Origin of the sequence: Desulfovibrio litoralis DSM 11393, from assembly GCF_900143255.1 — a bacterium.
In the GTDB taxonomy this organism is placed as follows: Bacteria; Desulfobacterota; Desulfovibrionia; order Desulfovibrionales; family Desulfovibrionaceae; genus Frigididesulfovibrio_A; species Frigididesulfovibrio_A litoralis.
The window spans coordinates 314,823-340,960 of sequence record NZ_FRDI01000004.1 but is presented as its reverse complement, the minus strand read 5'-3'; the positions used below and the strand labels follow the sequence as shown (position 1 = coordinate 340,960).

The 26,138-nt window shown below is 36.8% G+C and carries 28 protein-coding genes; 20 read left to right on the top strand and 8 right to left on the bottom strand.

The features are described 5' to 3' along the window. Nucleotides 1-60: 60 nt before the first annotated feature. The 8 genes from hisA to BT999_RS06325 form a co-directional block, all read right to left on the bottom strand. Nucleotides 61-795, bottom strand: coding sequence for a 1-(5-phosphoribosyl)-5-[(5-phosphoribosylamino)methylideneamino]imidazole-4-carboxamide isomerase (gene hisA, locus BT999_RS06360; protein WP_072696928.1), 735 nt, complete (start codon nucleotides 793-795; stop codon nucleotides 61-63). Continuing rightward, on the bottom strand, nucleotides 792-1,439 hold the full coding sequence (locus tag BT999_RS06355; RefSeq protein WP_072696927.1) for a hypothetical protein: 648 nt from the start codon (nucleotides 1,437-1,439) through the stop codon (nucleotides 792-794). Before BT999_RS06355 ends, hisA begins: the two co-directional genes overlap by 4 nt. Further along, the gene (locus BT999_RS06350; RefSeq protein WP_072696926.1) at nucleotides 1,436-2,023 is read right to left on the bottom strand and encodes an imidazoleglycerol-phosphate dehydratase; all 588 of its coding nucleotides are present in this window, start codon (nucleotides 2,021-2,023) and stop codon (nucleotides 1,436-1,438) included. The genes BT999_RS06355 and BT999_RS06350 overlap by 4 nt, the downstream gene beginning before the upstream one ends. 63 nt (nucleotides 2,024-2,086) lie before the next feature. Then, the gene (gene tatC / locus BT999_RS06345) at nucleotides 2,087-2,827 is read right to left on the bottom strand and encodes a twin-arginine translocase subunit TatC (protein WP_072696979.1); all 741 of its coding nucleotides are present in this window, start codon (nucleotides 2,825-2,827) and stop codon (nucleotides 2,087-2,089) included. Nucleotides 2,828-3,039: 212 nt separating this feature from the next. Next, entirely contained in the window at nucleotides 3,040-3,462 is a 423-nt protein-coding gene (tatB, locus tag BT999_RS06340; protein WP_072696925.1) for a Sec-independent protein translocase protein TatB, read from the bottom strand. A 124-nt stretch (nucleotides 3,463-3,586) separates the two neighbouring features. Then, nucleotides 3,587-5,137, bottom strand: a complete 1,551-nt coding sequence (gene guaA, locus BT999_RS06335) for a glutamine-hydrolyzing GMP synthase (RefSeq protein WP_072696924.1) — start codon at nucleotides 5,135-5,137, stop codon at nucleotides 3,587-3,589. Between the two features lie 90 nt (nucleotides 5,138-5,227). After that, entirely contained in the window at nucleotides 5,228-6,694 is a 1,467-nt protein-coding gene (guaB, locus tag BT999_RS06330; RefSeq protein ID WP_072696923.1) for an IMP dehydrogenase, read from the bottom strand. Between the two features lie 212 nt (nucleotides 6,695-6,906). Continuing rightward, nucleotides 6,907-7,572 (bottom strand): class I SAM-dependent methyltransferase, encoded by a 666-nt coding sequence (locus tag BT999_RS06325; protein ID WP_072696922.1) that lies wholly within the window; start codon nucleotides 7,570-7,572, stop codon nucleotides 6,907-6,909. Between the two features lie 105 nt (nucleotides 7,573-7,677). Here BT999_RS06325 and BT999_RS06320 point away from each other — a divergent pair, with 105 nt between their 5' ends. The 20 genes from BT999_RS06320 to BT999_RS06225 form a co-directional block, all read left to right on the top strand. Beyond that, nucleotides 7,678-8,913 carry a BaiN/RdsA family NAD(P)/FAD-dependent oxidoreductase gene (locus BT999_RS06320; protein ID WP_072696921.1) on the top strand — a complete coding sequence of 412 codons (1,236 nt, stop codon included), beginning with the start codon at nucleotides 7,678-7,680 and terminating at the stop codon, nucleotides 8,911-8,913. A gap of 252 nt (nucleotides 8,914-9,165) precedes the next feature. Continuing rightward, entirely contained in the window at nucleotides 9,166-9,822 is a 657-nt protein-coding gene (gene qrcA, locus BT999_RS06315) for a menaquinone reductase multiheme cytochrome c subunit QrcA (RefSeq protein ID WP_072696920.1), read from the top strand. Nucleotides 9,823-9,833: 11 nt separating this feature from the next. After that, nucleotides 9,834-11,903 carry a menaquinone reductase molybdopterin-binding-like subunit QrcB gene (gene qrcB, locus BT999_RS06310; protein ID WP_072696919.1) on the top strand — a complete coding sequence of 690 codons (2,070 nt, stop codon included), beginning with the start codon at nucleotides 9,834-9,836 and terminating at the stop codon, nucleotides 11,901-11,903. A gap of 2 nt (nucleotides 11,904-11,905) precedes the next feature. Further along, nucleotides 11,906-12,682 carry a menaquinone reductase iron-sulfur cluster-binding subunit QrcC gene (qrcC, locus tag BT999_RS06305; RefSeq protein ID WP_072696918.1) on the top strand — a complete coding sequence of 259 codons (777 nt, stop codon included), beginning with the start codon at nucleotides 11,906-11,908 and terminating at the stop codon, nucleotides 12,680-12,682. A gap of 6 nt (nucleotides 12,683-12,688) precedes the next feature. Continuing rightward, nucleotides 12,689-13,945: a menaquinone reductase integral membrane subunit QrcD gene (qrcD, locus tag BT999_RS06300; RefSeq protein WP_072696917.1), complete on the top strand. Its 1,257-nt coding sequence runs from the start codon at nucleotides 12,689-12,691 to the stop codon at nucleotides 13,943-13,945. Between the two features lie 137 nt (nucleotides 13,946-14,082). Next, nucleotides 14,083-14,511 (top strand): aspartate 1-decarboxylase, encoded by a 429-nt coding sequence (gene panD, locus BT999_RS06295; protein ID WP_072696916.1) that lies wholly within the window; start codon nucleotides 14,083-14,085, stop codon nucleotides 14,509-14,511. Nucleotides 14,512-14,621: 110 nt separating this feature from the next. Then, nucleotides 14,622-15,110, top strand: coding sequence for a hypothetical protein (locus BT999_RS06290; protein ID WP_072696915.1), 489 nt, complete (start codon nucleotides 14,622-14,624; stop codon nucleotides 15,108-15,110). A 43-nt stretch (nucleotides 15,111-15,153) separates the two neighbouring features. Next, nucleotides 15,154-15,390, top strand: a complete 237-nt coding sequence (locus tag BT999_RS06285) for a glycine zipper domain-containing protein (RefSeq protein ID WP_072696914.1) — start codon at nucleotides 15,154-15,156, stop codon at nucleotides 15,388-15,390. Between the two features lie 398 nt (nucleotides 15,391-15,788). Then, on the top strand, nucleotides 15,789-16,283 hold the full coding sequence (gene phnG / locus BT999_RS06280; RefSeq protein WP_072696913.1) for a phosphonate C-P lyase system protein PhnG: 495 nt from the start codon (nucleotides 15,789-15,791) through the stop codon (nucleotides 16,281-16,283). Continuing rightward, nucleotides 16,280-16,945 (top strand): phosphonate C-P lyase system protein PhnH, encoded by a 666-nt coding sequence (gene phnH / locus BT999_RS06275; protein ID WP_072696912.1) that lies wholly within the window; start codon nucleotides 16,280-16,282, stop codon nucleotides 16,943-16,945. The genes phnG and phnH overlap by 4 nt, the downstream gene beginning before the upstream one ends. Further along, entirely contained in the window at nucleotides 16,936-18,057 is a 1,122-nt protein-coding gene (locus BT999_RS06270; protein ID WP_072696911.1) for a carbon-phosphorus lyase complex subunit, read from the top strand. Before phnH ends, BT999_RS06270 begins: the two co-directional genes overlap by 10 nt. A gap of 29 nt (nucleotides 18,058-18,086) precedes the next feature. Continuing rightward, a complete protein-coding gene (locus tag BT999_RS06265; protein WP_084650617.1) occupies nucleotides 18,087-19,010 on the top strand; it encodes an alpha-D-ribose 1-methylphosphonate 5-phosphate C-P-lyase PhnJ in 924 nt (307 codons plus the stop codon). Further along, nucleotides 19,003-19,830, top strand: coding sequence for a phosphonate C-P lyase system protein PhnK (gene phnK, locus BT999_RS06260; RefSeq protein ID WP_084650616.1), 828 nt, complete (start codon nucleotides 19,003-19,005; stop codon nucleotides 19,828-19,830). Before BT999_RS06265 ends, phnK begins: the two co-directional genes overlap by 8 nt. Before the next feature lie 55 nt (nucleotides 19,831-19,885). Next, nucleotides 19,886-20,602, top strand: a complete 717-nt coding sequence (gene phnL, locus BT999_RS06255; RefSeq protein WP_072696910.1) for a phosphonate C-P lyase system protein PhnL — start codon at nucleotides 19,886-19,888, stop codon at nucleotides 20,600-20,602. Continuing rightward, entirely contained in the window at nucleotides 20,595-21,788 is a 1,194-nt protein-coding gene (locus BT999_RS06250; protein WP_072696909.1) for an alpha-D-ribose 1-methylphosphonate 5-triphosphate diphosphatase, read from the top strand. Before phnL ends, BT999_RS06250 begins: the two co-directional genes overlap by 8 nt. Before the next feature lie 74 nt (nucleotides 21,789-21,862). Further along, nucleotides 21,863-22,411 (top strand): phosphonate metabolism protein/1,5-bisphosphokinase (PRPP-forming) PhnN, encoded by a 549-nt coding sequence (phnN, locus tag BT999_RS06245; RefSeq protein WP_072696908.1) that lies wholly within the window; start codon nucleotides 21,863-21,865, stop codon nucleotides 22,409-22,411. Nucleotides 22,412-22,629: 218 nt separating this feature from the next. Beyond that, nucleotides 22,630-23,469: a phosphonate ABC transporter ATP-binding protein gene (gene phnC / locus BT999_RS06240; protein WP_072696907.1), complete on the top strand. Its 840-nt coding sequence runs from the start codon at nucleotides 22,630-22,632 to the stop codon at nucleotides 23,467-23,469. 44 nt (nucleotides 23,470-23,513) lie between these two features. Then, the gene (gene phnD / locus BT999_RS06235) at nucleotides 23,514-24,518 is read left to right on the top strand and encodes a phosphonate ABC transporter substrate-binding protein (RefSeq protein ID WP_072696906.1); all 1,005 of its coding nucleotides are present in this window, start codon (nucleotides 23,514-23,516) and stop codon (nucleotides 24,516-24,518) included. Between the two features lie 69 nt (nucleotides 24,519-24,587). Continuing rightward, nucleotides 24,588-25,385 (top strand): phosphonate ABC transporter, permease protein PhnE, encoded by a 798-nt coding sequence (phnE, locus tag BT999_RS06230; protein ID WP_084650615.1) that lies wholly within the window; start codon nucleotides 24,588-24,590, stop codon nucleotides 25,383-25,385. A 49-nt stretch (nucleotides 25,386-25,434) separates the two neighbouring features. Next, the coding region (locus BT999_RS06225) for a DUF1045 domain-containing protein (RefSeq protein ID WP_072696905.1) at nucleotides 25,435-26,138 on the top strand (704 nt) is incomplete at its 3' end.

Below are 26,138 nucleotides of genomic sequence, written 5' to 3'. Positions count from 1 at the left end.
CCTCATATTAAACTGTTGTTAATAGTGAAGCAACTTTAATTATCTATTATTTTTCGTTAACTAGTTTTGAGCGTCGATCCAACTTTGAGCTTCTTTAAGATTTAAAGTACCTTCATAAATAGCTCGTCCGCTAATAGCCCCGCTAAAACTCGTATTTTTACTAAGCGGATAAAGACGTTTAATATCTTCAAGGCTTGCAACACCGCCGGCGGCAATCACTGGAACATTGCAGATATTCAAAAGATTTTGCATCGCAGTAAGGTTAACCCCTGTTTGCATTCCGTCTCTTTCAATATCTGTATAAATTACAAAAGAAGCCCCTTGAGCCAACAAAGCTGGCAGAGTTTTTTCAACGGTTAAACCCGTCGCCCCAACCCAACCTTTTGTTTTAAGTTCGCCATTAGAACAATCTAAAGAAACGCCTATACGCCCCGGAAAAGTTTTACACAATTCGGAAAACAATTCAGGGTTTTCCAAAGCAACAGTTCCAATAATTAAACGATTAACTCCGGCATCAAGATAAGCCTTGGCGGTTTTCAAATCTCTGATTCCACCACCAAGTTGAACAGGAATAGAAATAGCATTTACTATTTTTTTGACAAGTCCAAGGTTAACCGGTTCTCCGCTAAAAGCACCGTCAAGATCAACAATATGTAACCATTTAGCCCCCTGACTCACCCATTCTTTTGCTGTTTGAACAGGGTCATCGGAAAAAACGGTACTGTCTGTTGCCACTCCTTTTTTCAAACGCACGGCTTTACCATTTTGTAAATCTATCGCTGGAAAAATTATCATAAACCCATAACCTTTATAGCACGACGCATACCTTCTTCAGATAATTCAGTTGCGGTTAACCATTTTCCGCCACGTTGAACAAAGCGTCTAATATCAAGTAAGTTGTCAGACAAGGCAAGTTGTGTCTCATCATAACGTGAACGACTGATTAAAGTTCCGTCTCTTACATCAATTAAAAAGAAGTCTAAGATAACAGAAGCAGGACGCACAACTCCGGCGTTTCCGCCTTCACGTTCTTGCCAACGCAAAACCATAGGTACAAGCAGTATGTCTACGTTCATACACTTTCCGACTTCCACCCAGTATTTAAGAGCAGAGTTAAGCCCTCTATCGCTTCTATTGATACCTGCTTCACAAGCTCTTGAGTTTTGGCTATTTACAAAAGAACGTTTAAGTTCGGAAGACAATACCCTATCAAAAACACCGTCCAAGCTTCCAACGGCTGAGGGGTTAATAATTTGATAATTTTCAGGCAAAGTTCCGGCAAATAAATCGGCCGTACTTTGAGGTTGAAAAAAACCGGCAATGCCAAGAGTTAAGTTGTTGGGTTGGGCTTTTACCGGAGCCGACCTTTTAGCACACGCTGAAACTAACGCCAACATCATAAGACTTAAAAGAAAAAAAGCCTTTACTTGCATTCTCATAATTCAATACTCCCTTTACTACTCATGATTATATCATATTTACACATAACGGCTTGAGATAAAGCTAACCCTAAACTTTTAAATACAGACTCAAGTAAATGATGTCCATTTTGACCATAAAACATAGAAATATGCAAATTAATACCGGCAGCACTTGCGAATGATTTAAAAAATTCACGCCAAACATCTTTTTCTTGCCCGGCAAAATAGTCGGGTAAATGTTCTTGTCCGTTAAAAACAAGATAACTTCTTCCCGAACAATCAATCACAACCTCACTCAAGGCTTCGTCCATCGGAACTTTGGCACAACCGATTCGGGCTATTCCTTTCCTATCACTTAACGCCGTGTTTAAAGCCTTACCAAGGGCAAGCCCAATATCTTCGAGACTATGGTGGGCATCTATCTCTAAATCACCGACACAAGTCAACTCTAAACCAAAACCACCCCAAAAAGCCATTAAATAAAGCATATGGTCGGCAAAGGGATAACCGGTTTTAATCTTGATAAGAGACGAACCTTCGAGTTTTAAAACAAGTTCGATATCTGTTTCTTTTGTTTTGCGTTTTATTTTAGCTGTTCTCATAGTTTTAGCTTCTTTTTCAGTAAATCATTAAACGTTTGATGAATTATTCTTTGTATCTTTGATTTATTTTGGGGCTTCTTTTGGGTCTTCTTCTGGGGTTTCTTCTTTTTTTCCGAAATAATAAGCTACCCAAATACTAACCTCATATAAAGCAAGCATAGGAATAGCCATTGCCAGTTGAGAGATAGGATCAGGCGGAGTTAAAATTGCCGCAACAATAAAGTTAACTAAGATAGCATAACGGCGAAAACGACGCATAGCTTTGGCAGTAACCAAACCCATTTTTGAAAGAAAGAACGCAAAAAGAGGAAGTTCAAAAATCAAACCAAAAGCAAAAAGCATTTGCAAAGCCAAACTTAAATATTCGTCCATTTTTAGCTGTGCTTCAATTGTCTCGGAAGAATAACTTAGAAAGAACGGAAAAGCAAAAGGAAAAACTACATAATAAGCGAAAGCTCCGCCAGAAATGAAAAAGAAGGCAGAAAAAAAGGCAATGGGAAGAATATAGCGTTTTTCTTCATCATATAAACCGGGAGAAATAAACGCCCAAATTTGATAAAAAACAAGCGGAGAAGCAACAAATAAACCGGCAACAAAAGCTACTTTAAGATAGGCAAAAAAAGCTTCCGGAAGACCGGTATAAATCATCTTGCCCCCTTCCGGTAAAACAGCCAGTAAAGGTTGAACTAAAAAATTAAATAAAGGTTCGGCAAAACTGTAGCAAAGTAAAAAGCCCAAACCAATCGCCATAAAAGCACGCAAAAGTCGCTTTTTAAGTTCTCTTAAATGATCAAGAAGAGTCATGCCTTCTTGAGCTTCTTCCTCTTCTTCCTCTTCGTCATCATCTTCATCATCTGCTTCTATTTCTTTTAGATCAGTAGAAGAACCTGTTTGTTCAAAACGCTCTTTTTCTGATTCATCAGCATCTGAGCTTTGACTCAAGGCTTGTGTTTCTAAATCTTGAGAAGTAGTTGAAATTTCGGTATTATCATCAGAATTTTTCTTTTCAGACATATTTAAACAGCTCCTGAATTGTCGGTAGTTGTTTCTGATGTTTTTAATTTATTGCTCTTTTCTTCTAAACTATTATCTTTCAAAATTGTTGAATCTTGAGTCTCTGTCTCATCTTTGTCAGTAACAACACTACTATTAAGCCCCGCTTCTTTGGCTTCGGCTTCGGCTTTTAGTTCTGCTAAAAGTTCAGCTCTGGCGGCTTCTTTTGCGGCTTGTTTAGCTTTTTTTTCTTCTCGCCTTATCCTTTTTTCTTCGTCAACCGCTACTTCTGTGTTAATAGTGCGTTGAAAATCAGTCGTAATACGGCGAAAATCGCCCATAACCTTACCAACGGTACGCATTATTTTAGGCAAGTGTTCGGGACCAAGCACAAGAAGTGCGACAACTAAAATAATTAACAACTCGGAAGAACCAATTCCAAACATAATTTTACCAACTTTAAACGAAAATAGTTAAAAGAGTATTAATGCCAAAGCACGTTAAATTTTATTAATAAATTTCAAACAAAAAGTTAACTACTATTGACATTAATACTCTTATAAATCAAGCTTATTCCCACTCAATAGTGCTTGGTGGTTTTACCGAAATGTCAAAAACAACACGGTTAACGCCTTTTACCTCATTAATAATACGCTGAGAAACTTTTCCAAGTAAATCATAAGGCAAGGGTGAAAAAGTGGCACTCATGGCATCAACGCTATCAACACAACGTATTGCAATAACATTTTCATAAGTACGGGCATCATTACGCACACCTGTACTTTGTTGGTTTAATAAAATGGCAAAAGATTGCCAAACCTTGCGATACCAACCAAAGTTCCACATTTCTTCGTATAAAATACGATCGGCATCTCTTAATATATCCAAACGCTCACGAGTTAAAGCACCAAGTTGACGAACTCCTATTCCGGGACCGGGGAAAGGATGTCTCCAAACCAATTCCTCAGGCAAACCAAGAACTTCACCAACCTTACGCACTTCATCTTTAAAAAGTTCACGCAAAGGCTCAACAAGTTCAAGTTTCATATATTCAGGCAAACCGCCCACGTTATGGTGGGTTTTTATAACCTTTCCTTTAGCTGAAAAAGACTCGATAACATCAGGATAGATTGTACCTTGAGCTAAAAAGCCAACGCCCTTAACGGCTTGAGCTTCTTCTTCAAATACTTCAATAAAAATACGCCCGATAATTCTACGTTTTTCTTCCGGCTCTGCAACACCTTCAAGTTGATCTAAAAAGCGATCTTGTGCATTAACCAATTTAAGATTAACACCGGGTAAAAACCTGCGAATTGAGGCTACGACTTCTTCGGCTTCAAATTTACGCAAAAGACCGTGATCAACAAAGATACAATGTAATCTTTCACCAATGGCTTTATGTAACAAAGCCGCAACAACCGTAGAATCGATACCGCCGGAAAGACCCAAAACAACCTTGCCGTCGCCAACTTGTTTACGACAATCTTCAATTGCTTTTTGAGTGAAAAGCGGAATACTCCAAGTTGATTGTAAGCCTGCGATTTCAAATAAAAAGTTTGAAACGATTTTATCGCAAAGTTCAGGAATCAACTGTTCCGGGTTAAATTGAACCGTATAAATATTTTGCCCTGCTGATTCCAAAGCAAGCACGGAAACCTCAGAACCTGAGGCAAGCAAGTCAAAACCACTTGGAACTTTTTTAAGTTTTTCAGCAAGAGAAACAACTGCATGGAACTCTTTTTCAACACCTTTAAAAAGTAAAGAGTCTTTTTTTACACTCACTTTTTCTTCTATTTTTTTGGAACAAGACAACACTTCGAATAAATTGGCTTTATCGCTTGAAGAAGCAAGAGCGTTAGCAATAACGTTTTGTCCCAAAGCAACACCCAAAACAGGAATTCCAAGCTTTAAAAATTCAGGATTTAAAGGCGGAATATCTCCGTCTTTAAAACTTTCCACACCGCCTGTAATAATTAAAGCAGACGGATTTAAGGCTTTAATTTCTTCAACTGTTTTTAAACAATGATGAAGTTCGGAATAAACGCCAAGTTCTCTAACCTTTTTGGCTAAGTTTTGACTGGTAGAAGAACCAAAATCAAGAATTATTACTTTATTACTCATAAAAAACTCTTTTTATTTAAACAACATAATAGTTGTGATTATTTGTTATTTTATTTCAACATATTAACTTTATACTTTTTGAACGGAATATTAGTTATTTTCAACTCTATAGTTAGGGGCTTCTTTTGTAATAATAACATCATGCACATGACTTTCTCTAAGCCCTGCCGATGAAATTTCCACAAAACGAGCCTTTTCTCTAAGTTCTTTTAAAGAAGCTGCTCCGGCATAGCCCATTCCTGAACGTACTCCGCCAACAAGCTGATAAATACTGTCCGTAACCGGTCCTTTATAAGGAACACGCCCAACTATTCCTTCGGGAACGAGTTTTTTTGATTTATCTTGAAAATAACGATCTCCGCTACCCTCTTTCATTGCATCAATAGAACCCATTCCACGATATATTTTATAGGTACGCCCTTGATAAAGTATTGTCTCACCTGGGCTTTCTTCCGTTCCTGCGAATAAAGAACCAATCATAACCGTGTTTGCACCAACCGCCAATGCCTTTACAACATCTCCGGAATATTTAATTCCACCATCGGCGATAACACAACGATCAAGTTCTTTTGCCGCTCTAACAGCTTCCATAATTGCCGTAATTTGCGGAACACCAACACCGGCAACAATACGCGTAGTACAAATAGAACCCGGCCCTATACCAACTTTTACCGTATCGGCCCCTGCTTCCAAAACCGCCTTTGCCCCATCGTAAGTTCCGACGTTACCGGCAATCAATTGTGCTTTAGGAAAAGCGTCTTTAACGGCTCTTATCCCTTTTAAGATATTTGACGAATGCCCATGAGCAGAGTCAAGAACTAAAAAGTCGGCTCCTCCGGCGAGTAGAGCTTCTGCTCTTTCTAAACCGTCAGTACCGACTCCTATTGCTCCACCAACCCTGAGGCGACCGTGAGAGTCTTTACAGGCATTGGGGTATTTAATTATTTTATCAATATCTTTCATGGTAATTAAACCACGAAGCTCACCCGTTGTCGGTTCAACCACCAAAAGCTTTTCTATTCGCCTTCTATGCATATGTTCAACGGCGGTATCAAGGGTAGTTCCCATAGGAACGGTAACAAGATTTTCGCTTGTCATTACCTCTTTAACCTTGATCGCTGAGGCATTTTTAACAAAACGCACATCTCGGTTAGTCAAAATACCAACTAGCTTTCCGTTTTCAACAACAGGCAAACCCGAAACTCGATAAGCACTCATTAAAGAAAGGGCATGTTCGACTGGATCATTAGGTTTTATCGTAATGGGGTCGAGTATCATGCCACTTTCGTTCTTTTTCACTTTTTCGATTTCAAGACGCTGTTGTTCTATCGACATATTCTTATGAATAACTCCAACACCACCGTTTCTTGCTAGGGATATAGCCATGGACGATTCCGTAACCGTATCCATCGCTGCTGAAATAAATGGGATATTTAAAGATATTTCTTTTGTCAGCTGAGTACCAACATTAACAAGATCCGGCGTTATTTCCGAATAAGCCGGAACAAGTAAAATATCATCAAACGTTAAACCTCTAGTTATAAGGGGGGTGTCCATGAAAAACTCCAAAACTGGTTATATACAATTACTAATCATACCTATACGCCAACAAGTCATAAAGATTTTAAAAGTTCTTATAGTTTATAAAAATTTCAAAAATCATTTTTAAGCTTGTTAGCTACTCTTTTTATGCTTGCTTTACCTGATCTGTCAAGTATACATAAAAATAAAGTTGATACTCTTTATAAAAGCAGTATTAACGCCAAAATCTAAGCTTTTTTCTTTAAAACAACAACACCCAACACGCCATAACATATACTTATATCTTCACAAATTATTAAATTATGTTTTATGCAAATCCTTTGTATAAGTCCTTGTAAACCGCCCTTTTTCATAAATCTTTTAAAATTAAAATAGTGTGTTTTTCCTGCTATCCTTTCTATAAAATGAACAAAATAAAAAAACGGAACTTCTAAATTTCTTTCAGGAAGATGATAGTCTGCCAATAAAATATAATCTGAAACTCTCAAGGCTTCCGCAATAGTCTTAGCAATATCGGCTTCTGTTTCATGCAAAACCAAGGAAATTATTGCAAGATCAAAACTATTGTCTTTAAAGGGAAGTTTGGTTATGTCTGAACCTAAAAAAATAGGTTTATTATTTAAACTCTCTTGAAAATTTAGCCCTGTTTTATTTTTTAGTATTTTTTTTTGAGCTTCTTTTAACATAGCCAAAGAGGCATCAACGCCGATGGTTTTAATTTTGTCTTCTACTAACTGAAAAGCCAAATTCCCCGTTCCACAACCCAAATCAAGAATCTGTTGAAAAGAATATTTATTACATATATAAACAACTTGCTTTCGCAACTCGGTTAAAAGACGATTTGTAAAAAAATCATAATATTTCGCTATATTTTTATAAGCATCATTATACATAACTTTCACCTGACCCATTAATAAAACCATAAATATTTTTCAAAAGATACAGGCTTTATTAAGCAATTACAAATTAATTTATATCACAACAAGGACTTTATATATATGCCAAAAACTTTTGACCTTGTTATTTTAGGCGGCGGAGCCTCAGGTTTAACGTCTGCCATACAAAGTAGCAAGAAAGGTTTTTCTACCCTTTTGGTTGATCACAACAAAAGCGTCGGACAAAAACTCTGTATCGCCGGAGGTGGTTTTGGAAATGTTACCAACCGCAACATATCTTATCAAAACTATCACGGCGAAAACCAACATTTTTCCAAATCTATTTTAACACGTTATGACTCTGAGTTTATACAAAAATTTATTTGTGATTTCGGATTTGAACTTGAAGAACGAGAACACGGACAATTATTTTTAACAAAACCGGCAAAACAACTTAGAGATGCCATGTTACAATGTGCAATTTTACAAGGCACAAAACTCGCTCTCAATGAAAACATTATCGCTGTGGAAAAAGAACAGAATAATGATTGTTTTATTGTCAAACTTGAACATACTGAAATTTATGCCAAAAAGTTAATTATAGCCTTAGGTAGCCCCGCCTACCCTCAAATAGGAGGAAGCTCAAAGGGCGTTGAGTTATTAAAAAGCTTTGGACATAAAATAATTCCTTTCAAACCAGTCCTCACCCCGTTTGTTATGCCTGATAATTGGGAACTAAAAGGCTTACAGGGTATCTCGTTGCCTGTAAAAATTAAAATAGATACGCGGCTTTTACCTAAAAAAGAACAGGCCTTACACAAAGAATATCATACCGATTTATTATTTACACATAACGGAATATCCGGTCCTGCCTGCCTGCAAATTTCACTAAAATGGAAATCGGAAATGGCAATCTTAATAAACTTTTTACCTTCACAAAATATTTTAGAGTTGATTAGCCAAGAAAGAGATTCCAGTCAAACAACAAAAAAAAGACAAGGCACACAAAAAACACTAAATTTTTTAGCTAAATTATTGCCCCAAAGATTAGTAGAACAACTTATAGATACAAGTATCGCACATAAAAAAATAGCAGAACTATCTAAAAATGAAATAAATATCCTCACACAACGCATACACGCATATCAAGCAAACCCATCAAGCTGTTTAGGAATGAAAAAAGCAGAGGCAGCAACAGGCGGTGCAGACACAAAGTATTTTTCATCACAAACTTTGGAAAGTAAAATAGTATCAAGCCTTTACGCTTGCGGAGAAATCCTTGATGTAACCGGAGAACTTGGCGGATATAACCTTCATTGGGCGTTTGCTTGTGGCTTTGCAGCTACAGAGTTTTTATAACATCTTAATTTACCGTATATCTTTGTTATTTAAGCAACACAGCGTAAATGTGATTTTTATAACTTAAGCAATTAAAATATTATTTAACAAAATATATAAAAAATTAAGTTAATTAAGCGAACAAAAGCTAAGTGTTTAATCTTATGCCGTTATACTCACTTGACATTTTACTGTAATTCAGTTTAGAGATTAACGAGTTATGAGAAAGATTCATGTATTTATAATTTTACCTAACTAAAAGGGGTGAAGGGTATGGAAGGAAAAAATAATTCCTGTACACCTTCCAACAATAAAAAAGAACCTTGTTGCACTGCGTCAAAATGCTGTGGACAAGCTCCGATTATTGTTGGTTTTGTTGTTGCTCTGGTTTTTGGTTGGTTTATTTTTCCGGGTCTTTTGTTTAGTCAAAAAGAACAACCGGTCGAATTCACTCACAAAACCCACGTTGAAGGTCAAGGTCTCGAATGTAGCAGTTGTCATGCTTTTAGAGAAGATGGTTCTTTTGCCGGAAAACCAACTCAAGCTAACTGCGAAAGTTGCCACAGCTCTCTTATGGGCGAAAGCGAAGCTGAACGTAATTATTTTCAAAACTTTGTAGAAAAAGGTAAAGAAGTACCTTGGATTTTTCATCAAACGCAACCTGATAATGTATTCTTCAGCCATGCTGCACATAAACTAGAAAACTGTGTACGTTGTCATAGACAAATGGACGAAAAAGAACTTTGTTCAACATGCCACCCTATAGGTAAAGATTTACCTTATAAACAAAACAAACTTACAGGTTACAGTGCTCAAACAATGAAAATGTGGCAATGCGAAGAATGTCATGCACGTCCGGCACACTTGCGAGACTCAAAAATTAAAAACAGTGCGCGTGCAAACAATGCATGCTTTACTTGTCATAAATAAGGGGGCCGGAAATGGGTTTAAACAGAAGAACTTTTATTAAATTTCTCGCCGGTGCCGGTGCCGGAATTACCGTTACCCCTGTTCCTTGGAGTTTACTTGATGATGTCAGTATCTGGACTCAAAACTGGCCTTGGATACCTTCAAATATTCCCGGAGCAAATAACTTTGTACCAACTGTAAGTAAATATTGTCCGTCTAATTTGTCATACATGGTGCGTCTTGTTGACGACCGCCCTGTAAGAACTTTACCAAACCAAGAACACCCTTTAGGTGGCGGATTAACCTCTTTGGCAGCAGCCGAAGTACAAATGCTCTACTCTCCTTCAAGGGTTCAATCTCCTTTAAAACGCGGTCCTGATGGAAAGCTCGTTAGAGTAACTTGGGAAGAAGCTTTTGATACTTTAACCAAAGAATTACAAAAAGCCAAAAGCTCGCTTGTCGCAATTTCAGGTGATGAAACAAGTAGCATAACAGAACTGTTATCAGCTTTTGTAAACGCAACAGGTTCTCAAGACACCTTTTTAATGCCAAGCGAAAACGCCAATGTAACTAAAGCGTGGTCTCTTATGGGCGGAAAAGGAATTCCTTGTTACGACATAGAAAACAGCGATTACGTTTTGGCAATCGGTGCGAATATCTTGGAATCATGGGGAACAGTCGTCAGTAACCGCAGGGCTTTTGCAAAACGTTCCGAAAACGGAAGTTCTGATGTTAAAGCAAAGTATGTTTTCGCCGGTGCTATGCAAAATAATACCGCCGCCGGGGCTGATGTCTGGTTACCTTTAAAACCGGGAACAGAAGCAATACTTGCCCTAGGAATCGCCAATCAACTGATTGCTCTTGGGAAAAATGCCGACCTTCAAGGTTTTGATGAGTTTAAGGCTTTAGCTAAAGAATATAGCCCGGAAAAAGTACAAGCACTCACAGAAACCCCTGCCGAAAAGATTAAAGAAATAGCTTTGGAATTAAGCAAAGCCAAAAAACCTCTGATAATTTGCGGTTCAGGTTTTAGTCAAGGTGGCGGAACGGCTCCATCTGTCTTGGGCTTTACTCTTAACTTGATGTTATCTGGTTTAAACGCTGATGGCGGAATTAAGTCTGTTGCCAATAAAGCCGATATTATGAGTGGTGCGACTAAGCTTCAAGACTTGTTACAAAAAGACCTTGTGGCTTATATGAATAGTGGAAAAATGCCAAAAGCCATGCTGTTTTATGAAGCAAACCCAGCTTTTGCCTTACCGAATACTGCGAAAGTTAAAGAAGCTCTAAGTAAGGTCGAGTTTAAAGTTTCGTTTAGCACATTCTTAAATGAAACTGCCGAACTTTGCGATTTAGTCTTCCCTATTCCAATGGGGCTTGAAAGAATCGATGATTCTTATGCTCCTTTTGGTGCAAATTCTCTGTTTTACAGTTTAACTACGCCTGTATTAAAAACGCCTCTTGTAGATGCTCGTCCTTTTGATGAGATTTTAATAAAAGCAGCCGGAAGTTTAGGCTATAGCCTTAATGTAAAAAGCCTTGCCGATGCCATAAAAATTAAAATCGACTCTCTTGGTGCTGACCCTAAAAAATTAGCACAAGGAAAAGCCTTTATAGACAATCAGACAACAAACGAAGCTTTAGAGCTTAACGCCGACCTTATTAAAAGCATAACACCTCAAAAAGCTAAAGACCCTCAAGAACTTGTCTTGGCTCCTCAGTTTACTTTAAATATGGGTGTCTCAGTAACGGGAATTCCTCCTTTCAACACAAAAACTATCCCTGCCAACCAATTGAAAGGTAAGGAGATGTTTGTATTTTTAAATAAAACAACTGCTGACAGATTAGGTTTTATTGAAGGTAGCCCGATAAAAATAACCAATACAAACAACCCGGAACAAAACCTTAGAGCAAGAGTACATCTCTTTGAGGGCATAGTTAATAACGCTATTGGCATAAAACTTGGTTTTGGACACTCTGCATTTGATGAATTTAGCCAAAACAAAGGCTATAATCCGATGGAGATAATGTCAATAAACACAGAGCCGGGAACGAATATCACAACTTGGACTCAAACCGGCGTTAAAGCTGAAAGAGGTTAACCATGTCATCAGTAAAAGAATTTAAAGTCAAATGGGGTATGGCTATAGACCTCGATAAATGTACAGGTTGTGGGGCTTGTATGGTTTCATGCCAAGCGGAAAACAATCTTGCTCCCGTAGCCGATGCTTCAAATAAAACACGCGTCTTAAACTGGCTTTTAGTTTACGAACTTTCCAACGAAAAGGCATATCCGGATCACGATATTGCTTATTTGCCTCGTCCTTGTCAACAATGTGGCGGGTCTCACGGAGTTCCTTGCGTTTCTGTCTGTCCGGTTATCGCAACAGAGAAGGGTGAAGAAGGTGGTATCGTTAGCCAGATTTATCCACGCTGTATAGGTTGCAGATATTGCATGGCGGCTTGCCCCTTCCATGCTCGTTATTTTAACTGGTTTGACCCTAAGTGGCCGGTTGGAATGGATAAAACTTTGACTCCTGATGTTTCTGTTCGCCCACGCGGTGTTGTTGAAAAATGTACTTTTTGCCATCATCGTTTTATGCAGGCGAAAGATAAAGCCATTGTTGAAGGCAGAGACCCGGAAAAACTTAACGACGGCGATTATGTTACTTCATGTACGGAAGCTTGCCCCAACAACGCAATCGTCTTTGGTGATATAAATAACCCGGAACATAAAATACATGAACTGGTTAAAAATCCTAACGCATTCAGATTGTTATCAAAACTAGGGATAGAAACCCAAGTATATTACCTTTCTTCTCGTGAATGGGTAAGAAAATTGGGCGATCATGACATATTAAATTCAAAGGTCAGGGGGTAGATATATATGGAAACAACTAACTACAACCTCCCTGCTGATGCCAGATTTTTTCCTGAGGGCTGTACACGCTGTTCATTAACACAGTTTTTAGCCTGGATGGGCGGTATTTCTCTTATATTTTTATGGGGATTATACGCAGCTTTTCTCGTATTAAGCCAAGGTCTCGGCACAACAGGATTAGACGATTATTTCGGATTCGGTCTTTGGATTACCTTTGACCTTGCAGTAATTGCACTCGGAGCAGGAGCTTTTTTTACCGGTTTATTACGCTATATTTTCAATATTGATCCGTTAAAAAACATAATAAATTTAACAGTTATCGTTGGTTTTTTATGTTATTCCGGAGCAATGTTGGTCTTAGTTCTTGATATAGGACAACCCTTGCGTGCTTGGTTTGGTTATTGGCACGCAAACGTTCACTCCATGCTCACAGAAGTTATCTTTTGTATTACTTGCTATTGTTTAGTTTTGATTATTGAATATCTTCCAATTGTTTTTGAACAAAAACAAATAAACCGTATTCCGCTTTATCACCATTTGGCTCATAACTTACACGTTGTAATGCCTTTGTTTGCCGGAATCGGTGCCTTTTTATCTACCTTCCACCAAGGTTCTTTGGGCGGTATGTATGGTGTTTTATTTGGACGTTCATATGCGTTTCGTGAAGGTTTCTTTATCTGGCCTTGGACTTTCTTTTTGTTTATTTTATCCGCCGTTGCTTCCGGACCAACTTTCACCATTTTAATTTGTTCTTTAATGGAAAAAATTACCGGGAAAAAGTTGGTTGAATATAATATCAAAGAGTTATTAGCAAAAATCGCAGGCACAATGTTATTAATCTACTTAGTATTTAAGTTTATGGATACTTGGGCTTGGGCTAATAATATTTTACCACGTCATGGTTTTACTTTTAACGATATGTTTTACGGTTGGATTTATGGACGTTGGCTATTATTTGCAGAACTGATCATTTGTGGCGTTGTACCTTGCTATATGTTGTTTAACGCAAAAATACGCAAAAACCCTACTCTGCTATACACCGCCGCAATTTTGGTTTGTATTGGCGTAACGATTAACCGTTATGTACAAACAGTCCAAACTCTGGCTATTCCAATGATGCCTTTTGATAATTGGGCTTTTTATAACCCAAACTGGGTTGAATGGGCAGCAAGTTTTATGATTTTAGCCTACGGAGCTTTAATATTATCGCTCTCTTATCGCTATTTACCAATATTCCCACAAGAACGTAAATTAAATAAATAATATTTCATTATTTATATTATTTCCACTAAAGACGTATAGGTTGCAAAACTTATGCGTCTTTAGTTTTATGCCTTGACTTGTCTTTTTTTATAAATATATCTTATTTATATAATTTATATTTTTAAAAGGTAAAATTTATGATTAAAATTATCCGTGCCAAATTACACGGTATAAAAATAACCGATGCAAGCCTAAATTATAGAGGGTCTATAACTCTTGACCCCGTTCATTGTCGCAAGGCGGGAATTTATCCCCTTGAGTATGTAGATATTTGGAATAAAACAAACGGAAACCGCATTTCAACATATGTAATCTATGGAGAAGAGGGTTCAAATTGTTGCATTTTAAACGGTGCCGCCGCACGTACCTGTCAACCCGGAGACGAAGTTATAATTAGTGCATCAATGTATATTACAAATCCCAAAGAACTTTATGATATTAAACCAACTGTTTTGATCTTTGATGAAAACAACAATATATCAGAAGTGATGCAATATAATGTATATAAAAACAACAACCACGACTTTAACTTTAATATTTTAACCGAAACAGATAACGAAGAATAAAAAACTATAGCACATTATATACTTGTAAAATAATATTATGTATGTTAACCTTAATGAAGATATTGTTCTGATTACACACGAAGTCTACAAATCATGCTAGGAGGGATATAATGAAAGAAGGTCTTTTAAAACTGCTCGGTGTTGCCTTGTTGGTTGCAATGCCTTTTGCTCTTGGACTAAACAAAGTCGCATCAGCCAACACAAACAATGCAGGTATTGAAACTGTTACTGCTCCACAGGTTACTTTAAAAATGTGGCAAGACTCTACTCAAAACGAGCGTTATGCGTTTTTATTGGGTTTTGTCAGTATGCTTGAGCTTGAAAAAGAATGGCAAGGCAAAAAGCCTGTTCCCTTTAGACAAAGCTTAATCGGAACTTGGTCAAAGGCTCTTGATGGTGTAACTGTTAAACAAATGTACGAAACTGTTGAAAACCATATTAAAACTAACCCAGGTGATATAAACGTTACTGTTCTTCAAGTATTATGGTATGATATGGTTCAACCAAAGGTAAATGATATTCTCGCCGCTGAAAAAACAAAACCTCGTACACGCCATTTTCCACCCAAAACCTCACCCAAAACCCCTATTCACAAATAAACAGTAAATAATTAATCATAAGAAGTTAAAGCAGGTAAATATTATGTTCAAAAAAAATATGATGATTTTAAGTTTAATAAGCTTATTAGCAATATCAGCTTGTACAGAGATGAATCAAACTCAACAAGGTGCCTTAAGTGGAGCCGCCGGAGGAGCAGCCGCCGGAGCCGGAATAGCTGCTGTTTCAGGTGGAAGTGTTGGTGTTGGTGCTGCCGTTGGTGGTGCTTTAGGCGGACTCGCCGGTGGCATTCATGGGAATAATCAGCAACACAGACGCTAACTTTAAAGCTCAACCTTACTAAAAAAACTAAAAAGGCTTAGGAAAAACTCCTAGGCCTTTTTTCTTTTACTGTAATAAAAATGTTGTAATAATAAACGTTTTTTTTACAATTCATGAAATTTTGATCATAATTCAAGCATAAATTCAAGACTGTTTACAAACAAATTGAAACTAACAAGATAATTAAATCATTCTAATTTCAAAATCAAACAACACAGCTAACTAGCTGCACTTCTTTAATTAATACAAAATATTATCATTAAAAACAACTTATATTGAAATTATTGTCGCAGAAAAAACATAAAATGAGAGATATTTTGTAACATTCATCTGTAATAGATAGCCGAACAACATATTTAATCTTAATAAGGTTAATTGTTTAGGAGCAATAAAAAAAGATGAAAGAAGAATTACATTTATCAAGCCCAAAAGGCAATATAAATATACAACTCAGACAAAAATGGATGGCAACTTTATCTTGTGCTGAGTTACAGGATTTAGAAGACGCAATCTCATTATTACCAAATACTTTAAGTTATCATTATTTAAAAGCACCGGAAGCCGGCTTAATTATGCTTAAGGCTAAAACCGGCGACAAAAGCCATACGTTTAACATGGGCGAACTATTGGTTACTCGTTGTATCGTTAGCTTAACCTGGGAACAGCAAAGCACCACAGGCTACGCCTTTATTAAAGGAGATAGCCAAAGACACGCCGAATTAGCGGCAGTATATGACGCTTTAATGCAAATAGAAAGCTTTAACAAGATATTATCAACAAAGCTAATCAGCCCACTAAACCTAAAACAAAAAAATAAAAAACAACAGATGACAAAAGAAATAGCTGAAACCAAAGTAGACTTTTTCACTATGGTAAGAGGAGAAGACGAATGAGTATAACTATAGAGCATTCAAACTCTTTATCCCTTTATTCTCAACAGGTTTTTAGGGTTGTGTTAGAGGCTCTCTCTCGCCCTTTAATTAGCCAACAGATTAACTCGGTTGTTGATTGTGATGCTAACAATGCTCCAATTAATCCTATTTTATTCACTCTATGCGATATGGATACTACTGTTTGGATACAAGATAGCCCTAATAAAGCAGAATTGGAAAATTACATACGTTTTTATTGTGGAGCAAAATTAGTAGATAATGCGAATGAGGCTGATTTTGTCATTATTAATGATCCCTTCACTATGCCTGCTTTAGAAAGTTTTAAACAAGGCTCTTTGGAATATCCTGATAAGTCCGCAACTTTATTGATTGTAACCGACTTAAACAACAAAGAGAATAAAGCTAATAAGCTAATAAGCTTTAGCGGCCCCGGCATAAAAGAAGCCATCAGTTATTCTTTTCCTAACTTGCCATGCTCTTTTTGGAAAAATAGAAAAGACCAAGAAGAATGCTACCCACTGGGAGTAGATATTTTATTTGTTGACAGCAATAAAGAAACAGATACATACAAAATAAATATCTTAGGGCTACCACGCAGCACAAGAATTCAAGGATCTGATTCAGAAGACAAACAAGTTCAAGAGGTATCAACATGTATGTAGCTGTAAAAGGTGGAGAAAAAGCGATTAAAAAAGCTCACGAATTGTTAGCCAAAGAACGTCGTGGAGCTTTAACAAGTTTGGAATTAGAAATTGAACAAATAAAAGAACAACTTTCTTTAGCCGTAGACAGAGTCATGGCGGAGGGTTCTTTATATGATAAAAACTTGGCGGCTCTGGCTATTAAACAGGCTCGTGGAGATTTAGTCGAAGCGATATTTTTATTGCGTGCTTATAGAACGACTTTAATGCGTTTTGGAACTTCCCAAGCTCTAAACACAGAAGCTATGCAAATAAAAAGACGTATTTCGGCTACTTATAAAGATATTCCCGGCGGTCAAGTTTTAGGGGCTACTTTTGATTATACTCATCGCCTCCTTGATATGAACTTAATGCAAACAAGCAAAGAGTCTGCCAAAGAGTCTTCTGGCAATCAAAATAACGCAGGCCTTGAAAAAGATATAAACAGCCTTGAACCTTTATTGGAAGAAAACAATTATCCTAAAGTGCTTTCATTTTTAGAAAAAGAAAAATTATTACAAACGCCTAATGCTCATCAACAAGCAGAAAACAGCGAAGCTAAAGACTTAACGAGAGACCCTTTAACCCTGCCTGCCGGTCGTGATTTGAGATTACAAAACTTAGCTCGTGCAGACGAGGGTTTATTATTGGCGTTAGCTTATTCTACTCAGCGTGGTTTTGGCTCAACCCACCCTTTTGTCGGTGAAATTCGTATCGGTATTATAGAAGTAAGTTTTATTCCCGAAGAGCTTGGTTTTGAAGTGGTTGTGGGAGAAATAACCATTACAGAATGCGAAACCGTGAATAAGTTTCAGAACAACAAAAGCCAAGAAGCGTATTTTACAAGAGGTTATGGTTTAGCTTTTGGAGAAAACGAACGCAAAACAATAAGCATGGCTTTAGTTGACCGCTCCTTGCAATCAAAAGATTTAGGAGAAGAAATCAAAGCCCCGGCACAAGATGAAGAGTTTGTTTTATATCATAGCGATAATGTTGAAGCTTCCGGATTTGTACAGCATTTAAAACTGCCTCACTATGTTGACTTTCAGGCTGAACTCTCGCTGGTCAGAGCTTTGAATGCCACAAATAAATAATCATATTAAAGATAGATAGAGAATAAACTATGCTTAATGTTACCTTAGATAACGTAGAAAAAAATATAAAAATCACAGATAACCAAGATAAAAAAAATAACATAAGTTCTGGTTATAACTTTGCTTATCTTGATGAACAAACAAAAAAAATGTTACGCCGTTCTATTTTAAAGGCGGTTTCCATTCCCGGTTATCAAGTGCCTTTTGGCGGGCGAGAAATGCCCATGCCCTATGGTTGGGGAACAGGTGGAATACAAATAACAGTGGCAATTTTAGGAAAAAGCGATGTTTTAAAAGTTATAGATCAAGGCTCTGATGATACAACTAACGCTGTATCTATAAGAGCCTTCTTTGAAAAAGTCGCCGATATTCAAACTACTACAAAAACAGATGATGCTTCAATAATACAAACACGCCATAGAATTCCCGAACTGCCTTTAAAAGAAGGGCAAATTATGGTTTACCAAGTCCCTATTCCCGAGCCTTTACGCTGGTTAGAATCTAGCGAAGTAGAAACTCGCAAGATGCACGCCCTTGAAGAATACGGAATAATGCACGTTAAATTATACGAAGACATTGCTAAACATGGTGAAATCGCTACAAGTTACGATTATCCTGTTCTGGTAAATAATCGTTATATTATGAGTCCTTCTCCTATCCCAAAATTTGACAATGATAAAATTCATCAAAGTCCGGCACTTCACCTATTTGGAGCAGGCAGAGAAAAGCGTATTTACGCAGTTCCGCCTTATACCGATGTGAAAAGTCTTGATTTTGAAGATTACCCTTTTGAAGTGCAAAAATGGAATAAACCTTGTGAAATATGTGGTGCAACCGACAGTTATCTTGACGAAATAATCACAGATGACAATGGCTCTCGCATTTATGTTTGTTCTGATACTGATTACTGCTCTACACGCTTAGAAGAAGCCCAAAGAGGAAAACATGACTAACAGCTTAAACATTCAAACAGAAACAAAACCTCAACAACAGGCTAATTTAAACAATGATATACTCTTAAAAGTAGAAGATGTATCATATTATTATGGAAAACGCCTGGGCTGTAAAAATATATCTTTCGATTTATATCCGGGTGAAGTGATTGGAATAGTTGGAGAATCAGGTTCAGGAAAAAGTACCCTGCTTAATCTCTTATCCAGTAAGTTTAAACCGACAACAGGTAAAATTATCTATTCCAATGGCATGGAAGAATACGATATTAATGCATTAAGTGAACATATTAAACGAGCTTTATTAAGAACAGAATGGGGCTTTGTACACCAAAACCCAAGAGATGGTCTGCGTATGCAGGTTAGTGCCGGTGGTAATATTGGCGAACGTTTAATGGCATGTGGCAACAGGCATTATGGAAATATACGCAAAACAGCTTTAAACTGGCTGGAGCGAGTAGAAATTGCAGCTGATCGTGTTGATGATACTCCAAAGTCTTATTCAGGCGGTATGCAACAGCGTTTACAGATAGCCCGCAACTTGGTTTCAAACCCACGTTTGGTTTTTATGGACGAACCAACAGGCGGTTTAGATGTTTCCGTTCAGGCAAAAATCTTGGATTTATTGCGTAACTTAGTAAGAGATATGAATTTATCTGTAGTTTTAGTAACCCATGATTTAGCAGTGGCAAGGCTTTTAGCCCACCGCTTAATTGTTATGCGTAAAGGCGAAGTTATAGAAAGCGGACTTTCTGATCAAGTGCTTGATGATCCACATCATGAATACACTCAGCTCTTGGTTTCTTCTATTTTACAGGGCTAAAAACTTTTTAATCAATCAACTTAAAATAGCTATATAATATTTAAGAGATAAAACAATGTTAGAAAATAATGAATTAAAACCTAGTGTGATTGTAGAAAAGCTTTATAAAGAGTTTATTCTGCATACACAAGGTGGTATTAAAATTAATGCCTTTACAAATCTAAATCTAAAAGCCTTCGCAGGAAAATGCCTCGCTTTACATGGTCAATCAGGAGCGGGAAAATCAACGCTCTTGCGTTCGATATATGCGAACTACAAACCTTGTTCGGGTAAAATTTTAATTAAGCATCAAGGCGATTATACAGATATAGTTTCAACAACGCCAAGAACAGTTTTAAATATACGAAAAGACACAATGGGTTATGTTAGCCAGTTTTTAAGAGTTATACCCAGAGTATCCAGCTTAAATATAGTAGCCGAACAGCTAACGACCCAAGGCGAAACTTATGAAAACGCACTAAAAAAATCCGCTCAACTTTTAGAAAGGCTCAGAATACCTAAACGCCTATGGAACTTAGCTCCCGCTACTTTTTCAGGTGGCGAACAACAGCGTATCAACATAGCCAGAGGGTTTATCCGCTCTTATCCTATTTTGTTGCTCGATGAACCAACAGCTTCTTTAGACGCTTTAAACCGCCAAACGGTTATTGAATTAATTCAAGAAGCCAAGCTTAATGGTACGGCAGTTATAGGGATTTTCCATGATGCTGAAGTAAGAGACGCTGTCGCAGATGATATTTTTGAAATGCAATCAGAGGTAAGTTATGCCTAAAGAACTTTGTTTTATTAATGCTAAAGTGGTTACGCCACAAAATGTTATAAACGGTTATGTTATTGTTAAAGATGGTATTATTAAAGAAGTAGGAGAAGGTACTCTAAACCATATCTCTAAAGTCAATGGAAATTGCCACATAGAAGATATGGAAAACGATTACTTAATTCCCGGCTTAGTCGAGCTACACACTGATAACCTAGAAAAACACTTAGAGCCAAGAGCCGGAGTTTTATGGTCTTCTTCTCGTAATGCTTTTTTAGCTCATGATGCTCAACTCGCCGCCGCCGGTATGACTACCGTATTAGATTCTTTGTCTGTAGGTGAATATCACTCCAAAAAACAAAGAAGTAAAATGCTGGAGATGTCAATACAGGCTCTGAATGAAGTTAGAGAACATAAAGGGACAAGAGTTAATCATTATTTACACCTGCGTTGTGAAGTTTCTGACCCTCAAATGCCGGAACTTTTTAATGCACTCATCAGCGAGCCGGACTTACGTCTTGTTTCTTTAATGGATCATACCCCCGGTCAAAGACAATTTGCGAATGAAGAAAATTATAGAACTTATTATCAATCTTCTTTTCAGTGGACTGACGAAGAGTTTCAAGAGCGAGTTGTTGAGTTAAAAGAAATTCAAAAACATTATGCTAAAAAACATGAAGCACAAATTATTGCTTTTTGTAGACAAAACAATATAATTTTAGCTAGCCATGATGATGCGTGTACTAGTCATATTGATGATGCAATTAGTGCGGGTATCAAAATAAGCGAATTCCCCACAACTATGCAGGCAGCAAAATATGCTGTAGATAAAGGGTTATTAACCATTATGGGTTCGCCTAATATTATGCGTGGGGGGTCTCACTCCGGCAATATCTCGGCTCTTGCTGTAGCTAAAGAAAATGCACTCTGTATTTTATCTTCAGATTACGCACCGCATAGCCTTTTACCTGCTGCCTTTATTTTATATGAAGAAAATGTATTTGACCTGCCAACGGCAATTAATTTAATTACTAAAAACCCGGCAGAAGCAGTAGGCTTAAACGACCGAGGAGAAATTCTCCAAGGAAAAAAAGCAGACTTGGTAAGAGTCGCTTGTAATCAAAAACAAACAAATGATTCATATCCTTATCAATTACCGGAAGTTCGCACTGTCTGGAATAATGGTATAAGAGTTATTTAATATTTTTTTATAAAGCATTGTTAATATTATCTCCAATTTACAGTTAATATATCTCCAATTCACAGAGGGTTAAAATGAAAGGTTGCTTAGTATACGTGGTAGGAGCCTCAGGTGTTGGTAAAGACAGCTTATTAAATTATGCCAAAGAATATTTTGAAAAAAGCAAAGATAAACAAAACTTCAAATTTGTCCGCAGGTATATTACTCGCCCTGCAGATGTAAAAAACGAAAACAACCGCTTTGTATCTGCGGACGAATTTGAACAATTGGAACAAGATAACTTTTTTAGCATGAGTTGGAAAAGTCATGGTTTAAGTTATGGAATAAGCAAAGAGATTGATGGGTGGCTACAAAATGGCGACACAGTGATTCTAAATGGTTCTCGCAACTATTTAAACACTGCTATCGCAAAGTACCCTAACTTAACGCTTATTCTTATAACCGCCAGCCCGGAAGTATTAAAAGACCGCTTAATGTCAAGAGGGCGTGAAGACTTAGAAGGCATAAGGGAAAGAATGCAAACACAGCGTTTAAACCTCTCTAATGTGAAGCGTCTTATAACTATTGATAATTCCGGCGAACTCAAAGACGCACAACAATTATTTATACAAGCCTTAGAATAAATCAGTAAATAATTTAGCATATATTTTGTAAAAAATACCTTTAAGAACACAAAAACAATAAAGCTGACAAAATTCCGTAACAATCATCTTGTAGTTTCCTTATTAGAAAAGATTAAAAACATAATTCGTTATGTTTATGACTCCGTAACTTAAAAAAAGTTTTTTAAGCTGAATACGGAAATTCGTAAAACTAATCTGACTATAAAAAGGTAACTACAATGATTAAAATAAGTAATTTTTCTCGTACATTTGGCTCTCACAAAGGCCTTGATAACGTCAATATTAACATTAAAGCCGGAGAAATGGTCGCATTAATTGGTGCATCAGGCTCAGGAAAATCGACATTATTAAGACATATTGCCGGCATTATGGCTGGAGATAAAGATAATGGGCGTATTAGCGTTTTAGGTAAAAACATCCAAAAAGGTGGGAAAATCTCAAAAACAGTGCGTAAAAGTCGCACAGATATTGGTATGATTTTTCAACAGTTTAATTTGGTAGAACGCTTATCAGTTCACACAAATGTCATGCTTGGTGCTTTAGGCAGACTGCCTTTATGGCGTAGCTGTTTGGGTTTATTTCCTAATGATGTAAAAGAACTTGCGTTCCAATCTTTAGATAGAGTGGGCATCGTAGAAAAATCTTTTAACAGAGCATCAAAAATTTCAGGCGGACAACAACAAAGAGCCGCCATAGCTAGGGCTTTAGTACAATATGCAAAATTATTGTTGGCTGATGAACCTATCGCTTCTCTTGATCCTGAATCTTCTCGTAAGGTGATGGAAATACTCGCTGATATTAATAAAAGTGATGGTATTACAGTGCTTGTTACTCTACACCAAGTAGATTACGCAATAAAATACTGCCCTAGAACTATTGCTTTAAAAGACGGCAAGGTTGTTTATGATGGTGATTCGAGTGCGTTAACACCAGCTTTTTTAAAAGAAATTTATGGTGCTGCTAGTGAAGAAATGTTCGCATCAGCAGTCGATAATAATGAATCTTCTTCTTTTGAGCGTTTAAAAGCTAAACACGAGCTATCTTTATTAGCTGTGTAATCTCTTCTTTTAACCAAATTATAGTACTTAATTAAGGAGTAACTATGTTAAAACGTGTGATATTTTCTATTGTCTGTTTAGTAGCAACTTTTGTTTTTTCCGGTATCGCTATTGCAAAAGAGATAAAGGAATTAAACTTTGGTATTATTAGTACCGAATCATCTCAAAACCTTAAGCAGAACTGGGAGCCTCTTTTAAAAAGAATGGCAGAAGAGACTGGCTATAAAATAAATGCTTTTTTTGCTCCTGATTATGCCGGTATTATTACAGCTATGCAATACGGTAAAGTACAATTAGCTTGGTTTGGTAACAAATCAGCTATTGAAGCTGTTGACCGTGCTGATGGCGAAATATTCGCACAAAGCATGGACGTAGCCGGCGTAGGTGGATATTATGCTAAACTGATTGTTAATAAAAACTCTCCTTTAAATTCAGTTGAAGATGTTCTTAAGAATGCAAAAAATCTTACTTTTAGCAATGGCGACCCAAACTCAACCTCTGGCTTTGTAGTGCCTGGTTATTATGTTTTTGCTCAAAATAACGTAGACCCTAAAAAAATATTTAAACGTACTTTAAGTGCAAACCACGAAACCAATGCTTTGTCTGTTGCGAACAAACAAGTTGATGTCGCTACTTGTAACAACGAAACTTTAACCAATATTGGTAACAGACAACCAGCCAAATTAGCCGAAATCAAAGAAATCTGGACTTCTCCTTTAATTCCTAGCGATCCTTTAGTATATCGTAAAGACTTACCTGCCGACGTAAAAGAAAAAATTAAAAACTTTTTCATAACTTTTGGAGTAGAAGGTAAAGATAAGAGATATGCAGAAGACAAAGAAATTCTTAAAAAACTTGAATGGGCACCATTTAAAGCCGCTACAAACGACCACTCTCTCCCTATTCGTCAGCTCGAACTATTTAAAACTAAATTAAAATATGAAGGCGACACTAAAATGGCTCCTGAAGAAAAAGCAGCTAAAATTAAAGAAATTGACCTTGCTTTAGATAAATTAAACGCACGCTTAAAAGAACTTGGTAAAAGCTAAATAACAGATTGTAACAAAACAGCTCTTATATAACTTATAGGAGCTGTTTAGTTTAAAGGACTTTAAATAATGACGACTACTGAAAAAAAGATGTTAACAACTATGAATGCTCAAAAATTTTCTTATTCAAAATTGTTTTTATGGGGTATATTTTTTACAATTTTAGCTTGGGCATATAATGGGGCAGATATTCGCCCTTTAGCTTTGTTTAATGATGCCGGTAACATGGCACATCTTGCAAAAGAATTTTTCCCACCTGATTTTCGTGATTGGGAATTATATGTAGAAGAGATGTTAATTACTATACAACTCGCTATTTGGGGTACTGTCTTGGCTGTAATTTTCGCTATTCCCTTTGGGATATTAAGCTCAGAAAATATTGTACCTTGGTGGGTTTATCAACCTGTCAGGCGTTTGATGGACGCTTGTCGCGCTATTAATGAAATGGTATTTGCTATGCTTTTTGTTGTAGCCGTTGGCTTAGGGCCTTTTGCCGGTGTTTTAGCTTTATTTGTGCATACAACCGGCGTTTTAGCCAAGCTTTTTTCTGAAGCGGTAGAAGCGATAGACCCTCAACCGGTAGAAGGCATTAGAGCCACAGGTGCTGTCGGCATTGAAGAAGTAATTTATGGAGTTATTCCACAAGTATTGCCTTTATGGATTTCTTTTACACTTTATCGCTTTGAATCAAACATAAGATCGGCTACTGTTGTTGGTATGGTTGGAGCTGGCGGTATCGGTGTTATTTTATGGGAGCTTATTCGTGGATTTTACTTCGCCCAAACTGCTGCCGTTATGTTTATTATTATCGTCGTTGTTATTGTTTTTGATATGATTTCTCAACGCATACGCAAATATTTTGTATAAATATACTTAACGCCCTGATAACTTTTAACAATAATTATTGAATAAACCTATGCCCAAACGTTATGCCCTTTATTTTGTTCCCCAACAAAAGACCTTACTCTCAGCTTTAGCTAACGGTCTATTGGGGCGAGATATTTTTTCAAATACCTCAGTGCCTTTTCATTGTTTCAAAGAAATATCTCAACAAGAATTAGAAATAGCAACGGAAGAACCACGCAAATATGGTCTACACGCTACTCTAAAAGCTCCTTTTTATTTAAAAGATAATATGACGGAACAGGGGTTATGCCTCGCATTAGAAGAATTTAGCAAAAAGCAAAGCAGTGTTTACTGCCCTAAGCTGAATCTAAAAAACATTGATAACTTCCTCGGATTAACACCAGCTGTTTTAACAAAATCAGAAATAAACGCACAAGAAGAGATAAGTTGTTTTGCTTTTAATATTGTAAAAGAATTTGATAAATTTAGAGCTGAATTATCAGAAGCTGATTTAATACGCCGAAAAAAACAACTCTTAAGTTTAAAACAATTAGAATATTTAGAGCGTTTTGGTTATCCTTTTGTGGCTGATGAATACAGGTTTCATCTCACTTTAACCTCACGCATTCTTGACACAGAAAAGAATAAAATCTTTTTCAATGTGTTTCAAACTTACCTTAAAGAAGTTTTAGACCAAGCGTTGTTTATTGATAATATTACTCTTTGTGTTCAAAGCGAAGAAACAGATAATAAATTTAAAGTTCATACCGTGTT

Excerpts from the sequence above, each read along its gene's own strand:
- BT999_RS06325 (WP_072696922.1), bottom strand. The coding sequence starts at position 7,572 with ATGTATAATGATGCTTATAAAAATATAGCGAAATATTATGATTTTTTT.
- BT999_RS06350 (WP_072696926.1), bottom strand. The coding sequence starts at position 2,023 with ATGAGAACAGCTAAAATAAAACGCAAAACAAAAGAAACAGATATCGAA.
- BT999_RS06265 (WP_084650617.1), top strand. The coding sequence starts at position 18,087 with ATGCTTAATGTTACCTTAGATAACGTAGAAAAAAATATAAAAATCACA.
- BT999_RS06270 (WP_072696911.1), top strand. The coding sequence starts at position 16,936 with ATGTATGTAGCTGTAAAAGGTGGAGAAAAAGCGATTAAAAAAGCTCAC.
- phnG (WP_072696913.1), top strand. The coding sequence starts at position 15,789 with ATGAAAGAAGAATTACATTTATCAAGCCCAAAAGGCAATATAAATATA.
- phnL (WP_072696910.1), top strand. The coding sequence starts at position 19,886 with ATGTTAGAAAATAATGAATTAAAACCTAGTGTGATTGTAGAAAAGCTT.
- qrcC (WP_072696918.1), top strand. The coding sequence starts at position 11,906 with ATGTCATCAGTAAAAGAATTTAAAGTCAAATGGGGTATGGCTATAGAC.
- hisA (WP_072696928.1), bottom strand. The coding sequence starts at position 795 with ATGATAATTTTTCCAGCGATAGATTTACAAAATGGTAAAGCCGTGCGT.
- phnC (WP_072696907.1), top strand. The coding sequence starts at position 22,630 with ATGATTAAAATAAGTAATTTTTCTCGTACATTTGGCTCTCACAAAGGC.
- tatB (WP_072696925.1), bottom strand. The coding sequence starts at position 3,462 with ATGTTTGGAATTGGTTCTTCCGAGTTGTTAATTATTTTAGTTGTCGCA.
- BT999_RS06250 (WP_072696909.1), top strand. The coding sequence starts at position 20,595 with ATGCCTAAAGAACTTTGTTTTATTAATGCTAAAGTGGTTACGCCACAA.
- tatC (WP_072696979.1), bottom strand. The coding sequence starts at position 2,827 with ATGACTCTTCTTGATCATTTAAGAGAACTTAAAAAGCGACTTTTGCGT.
- phnN (WP_072696908.1), top strand. The coding sequence starts at position 21,863 with ATGAAAGGTTGCTTAGTATACGTGGTAGGAGCCTCAGGTGTTGGTAAA.
- guaB (WP_072696923.1), bottom strand. The coding sequence starts at position 6,694 with ATGGACACCCCCCTTATAACTAGAGGTTTAACGTTTGATGATATTTTA.
- phnH (WP_072696912.1), top strand. The coding sequence starts at position 16,280 with ATGAGTATAACTATAGAGCATTCAAACTCTTTATCCCTTTATTCTCAA.
- panD (WP_072696916.1), top strand. The coding sequence starts at position 14,083 with ATGATTAAAATTATCCGTGCCAAATTACACGGTATAAAAATAACCGAT.
- BT999_RS06320 (WP_072696921.1), top strand. The coding sequence starts at position 7,678 with ATGCCAAAAACTTTTGACCTTGTTATTTTAGGCGGCGGAGCCTCAGGT.
- qrcD (WP_072696917.1), top strand. The coding sequence starts at position 12,689 with ATGGAAACAACTAACTACAACCTCCCTGCTGATGCCAGATTTTTTCCT.
- BT999_RS06355 (WP_072696927.1), bottom strand. The coding sequence starts at position 1,439 with ATGAGAATGCAAGTAAAGGCTTTTTTTCTTTTAAGTCTTATGATGTTG.
- guaA (WP_072696924.1), bottom strand. The coding sequence starts at position 5,137 with ATGAGTAATAAAGTAATAATTCTTGATTTTGGTTCTTCTACCAGTCAA.
- phnE (WP_084650615.1), top strand. The coding sequence starts at position 24,588 with ATGACGACTACTGAAAAAAAGATGTTAACAACTATGAATGCTCAAAAA.
- phnD (WP_072696906.1), top strand. The coding sequence starts at position 23,514 with ATGTTAAAACGTGTGATATTTTCTATTGTCTGTTTAGTAGCAACTTTT.
- BT999_RS06290 (WP_072696915.1), top strand. The coding sequence starts at position 14,622 with ATGAAAGAAGGTCTTTTAAAACTGCTCGGTGTTGCCTTGTTGGTTGCA.
- qrcB (WP_072696919.1), top strand. The coding sequence starts at position 9,834 with ATGGGTTTAAACAGAAGAACTTTTATTAAATTTCTCGCCGGTGCCGGT.
- qrcA (WP_072696920.1), top strand. The coding sequence starts at position 9,166 with ATGGAAGGAAAAAATAATTCCTGTACACCTTCCAACAATAAAAAAGAA.
- BT999_RS06285 (WP_072696914.1), top strand. The coding sequence starts at position 15,154 with ATGTTCAAAAAAAATATGATGATTTTAAGTTTAATAAGCTTATTAGCA.
- phnK (WP_084650616.1), top strand. The coding sequence starts at position 19,003 with ATGACTAACAGCTTAAACATTCAAACAGAAACAAAACCTCAACAACAG.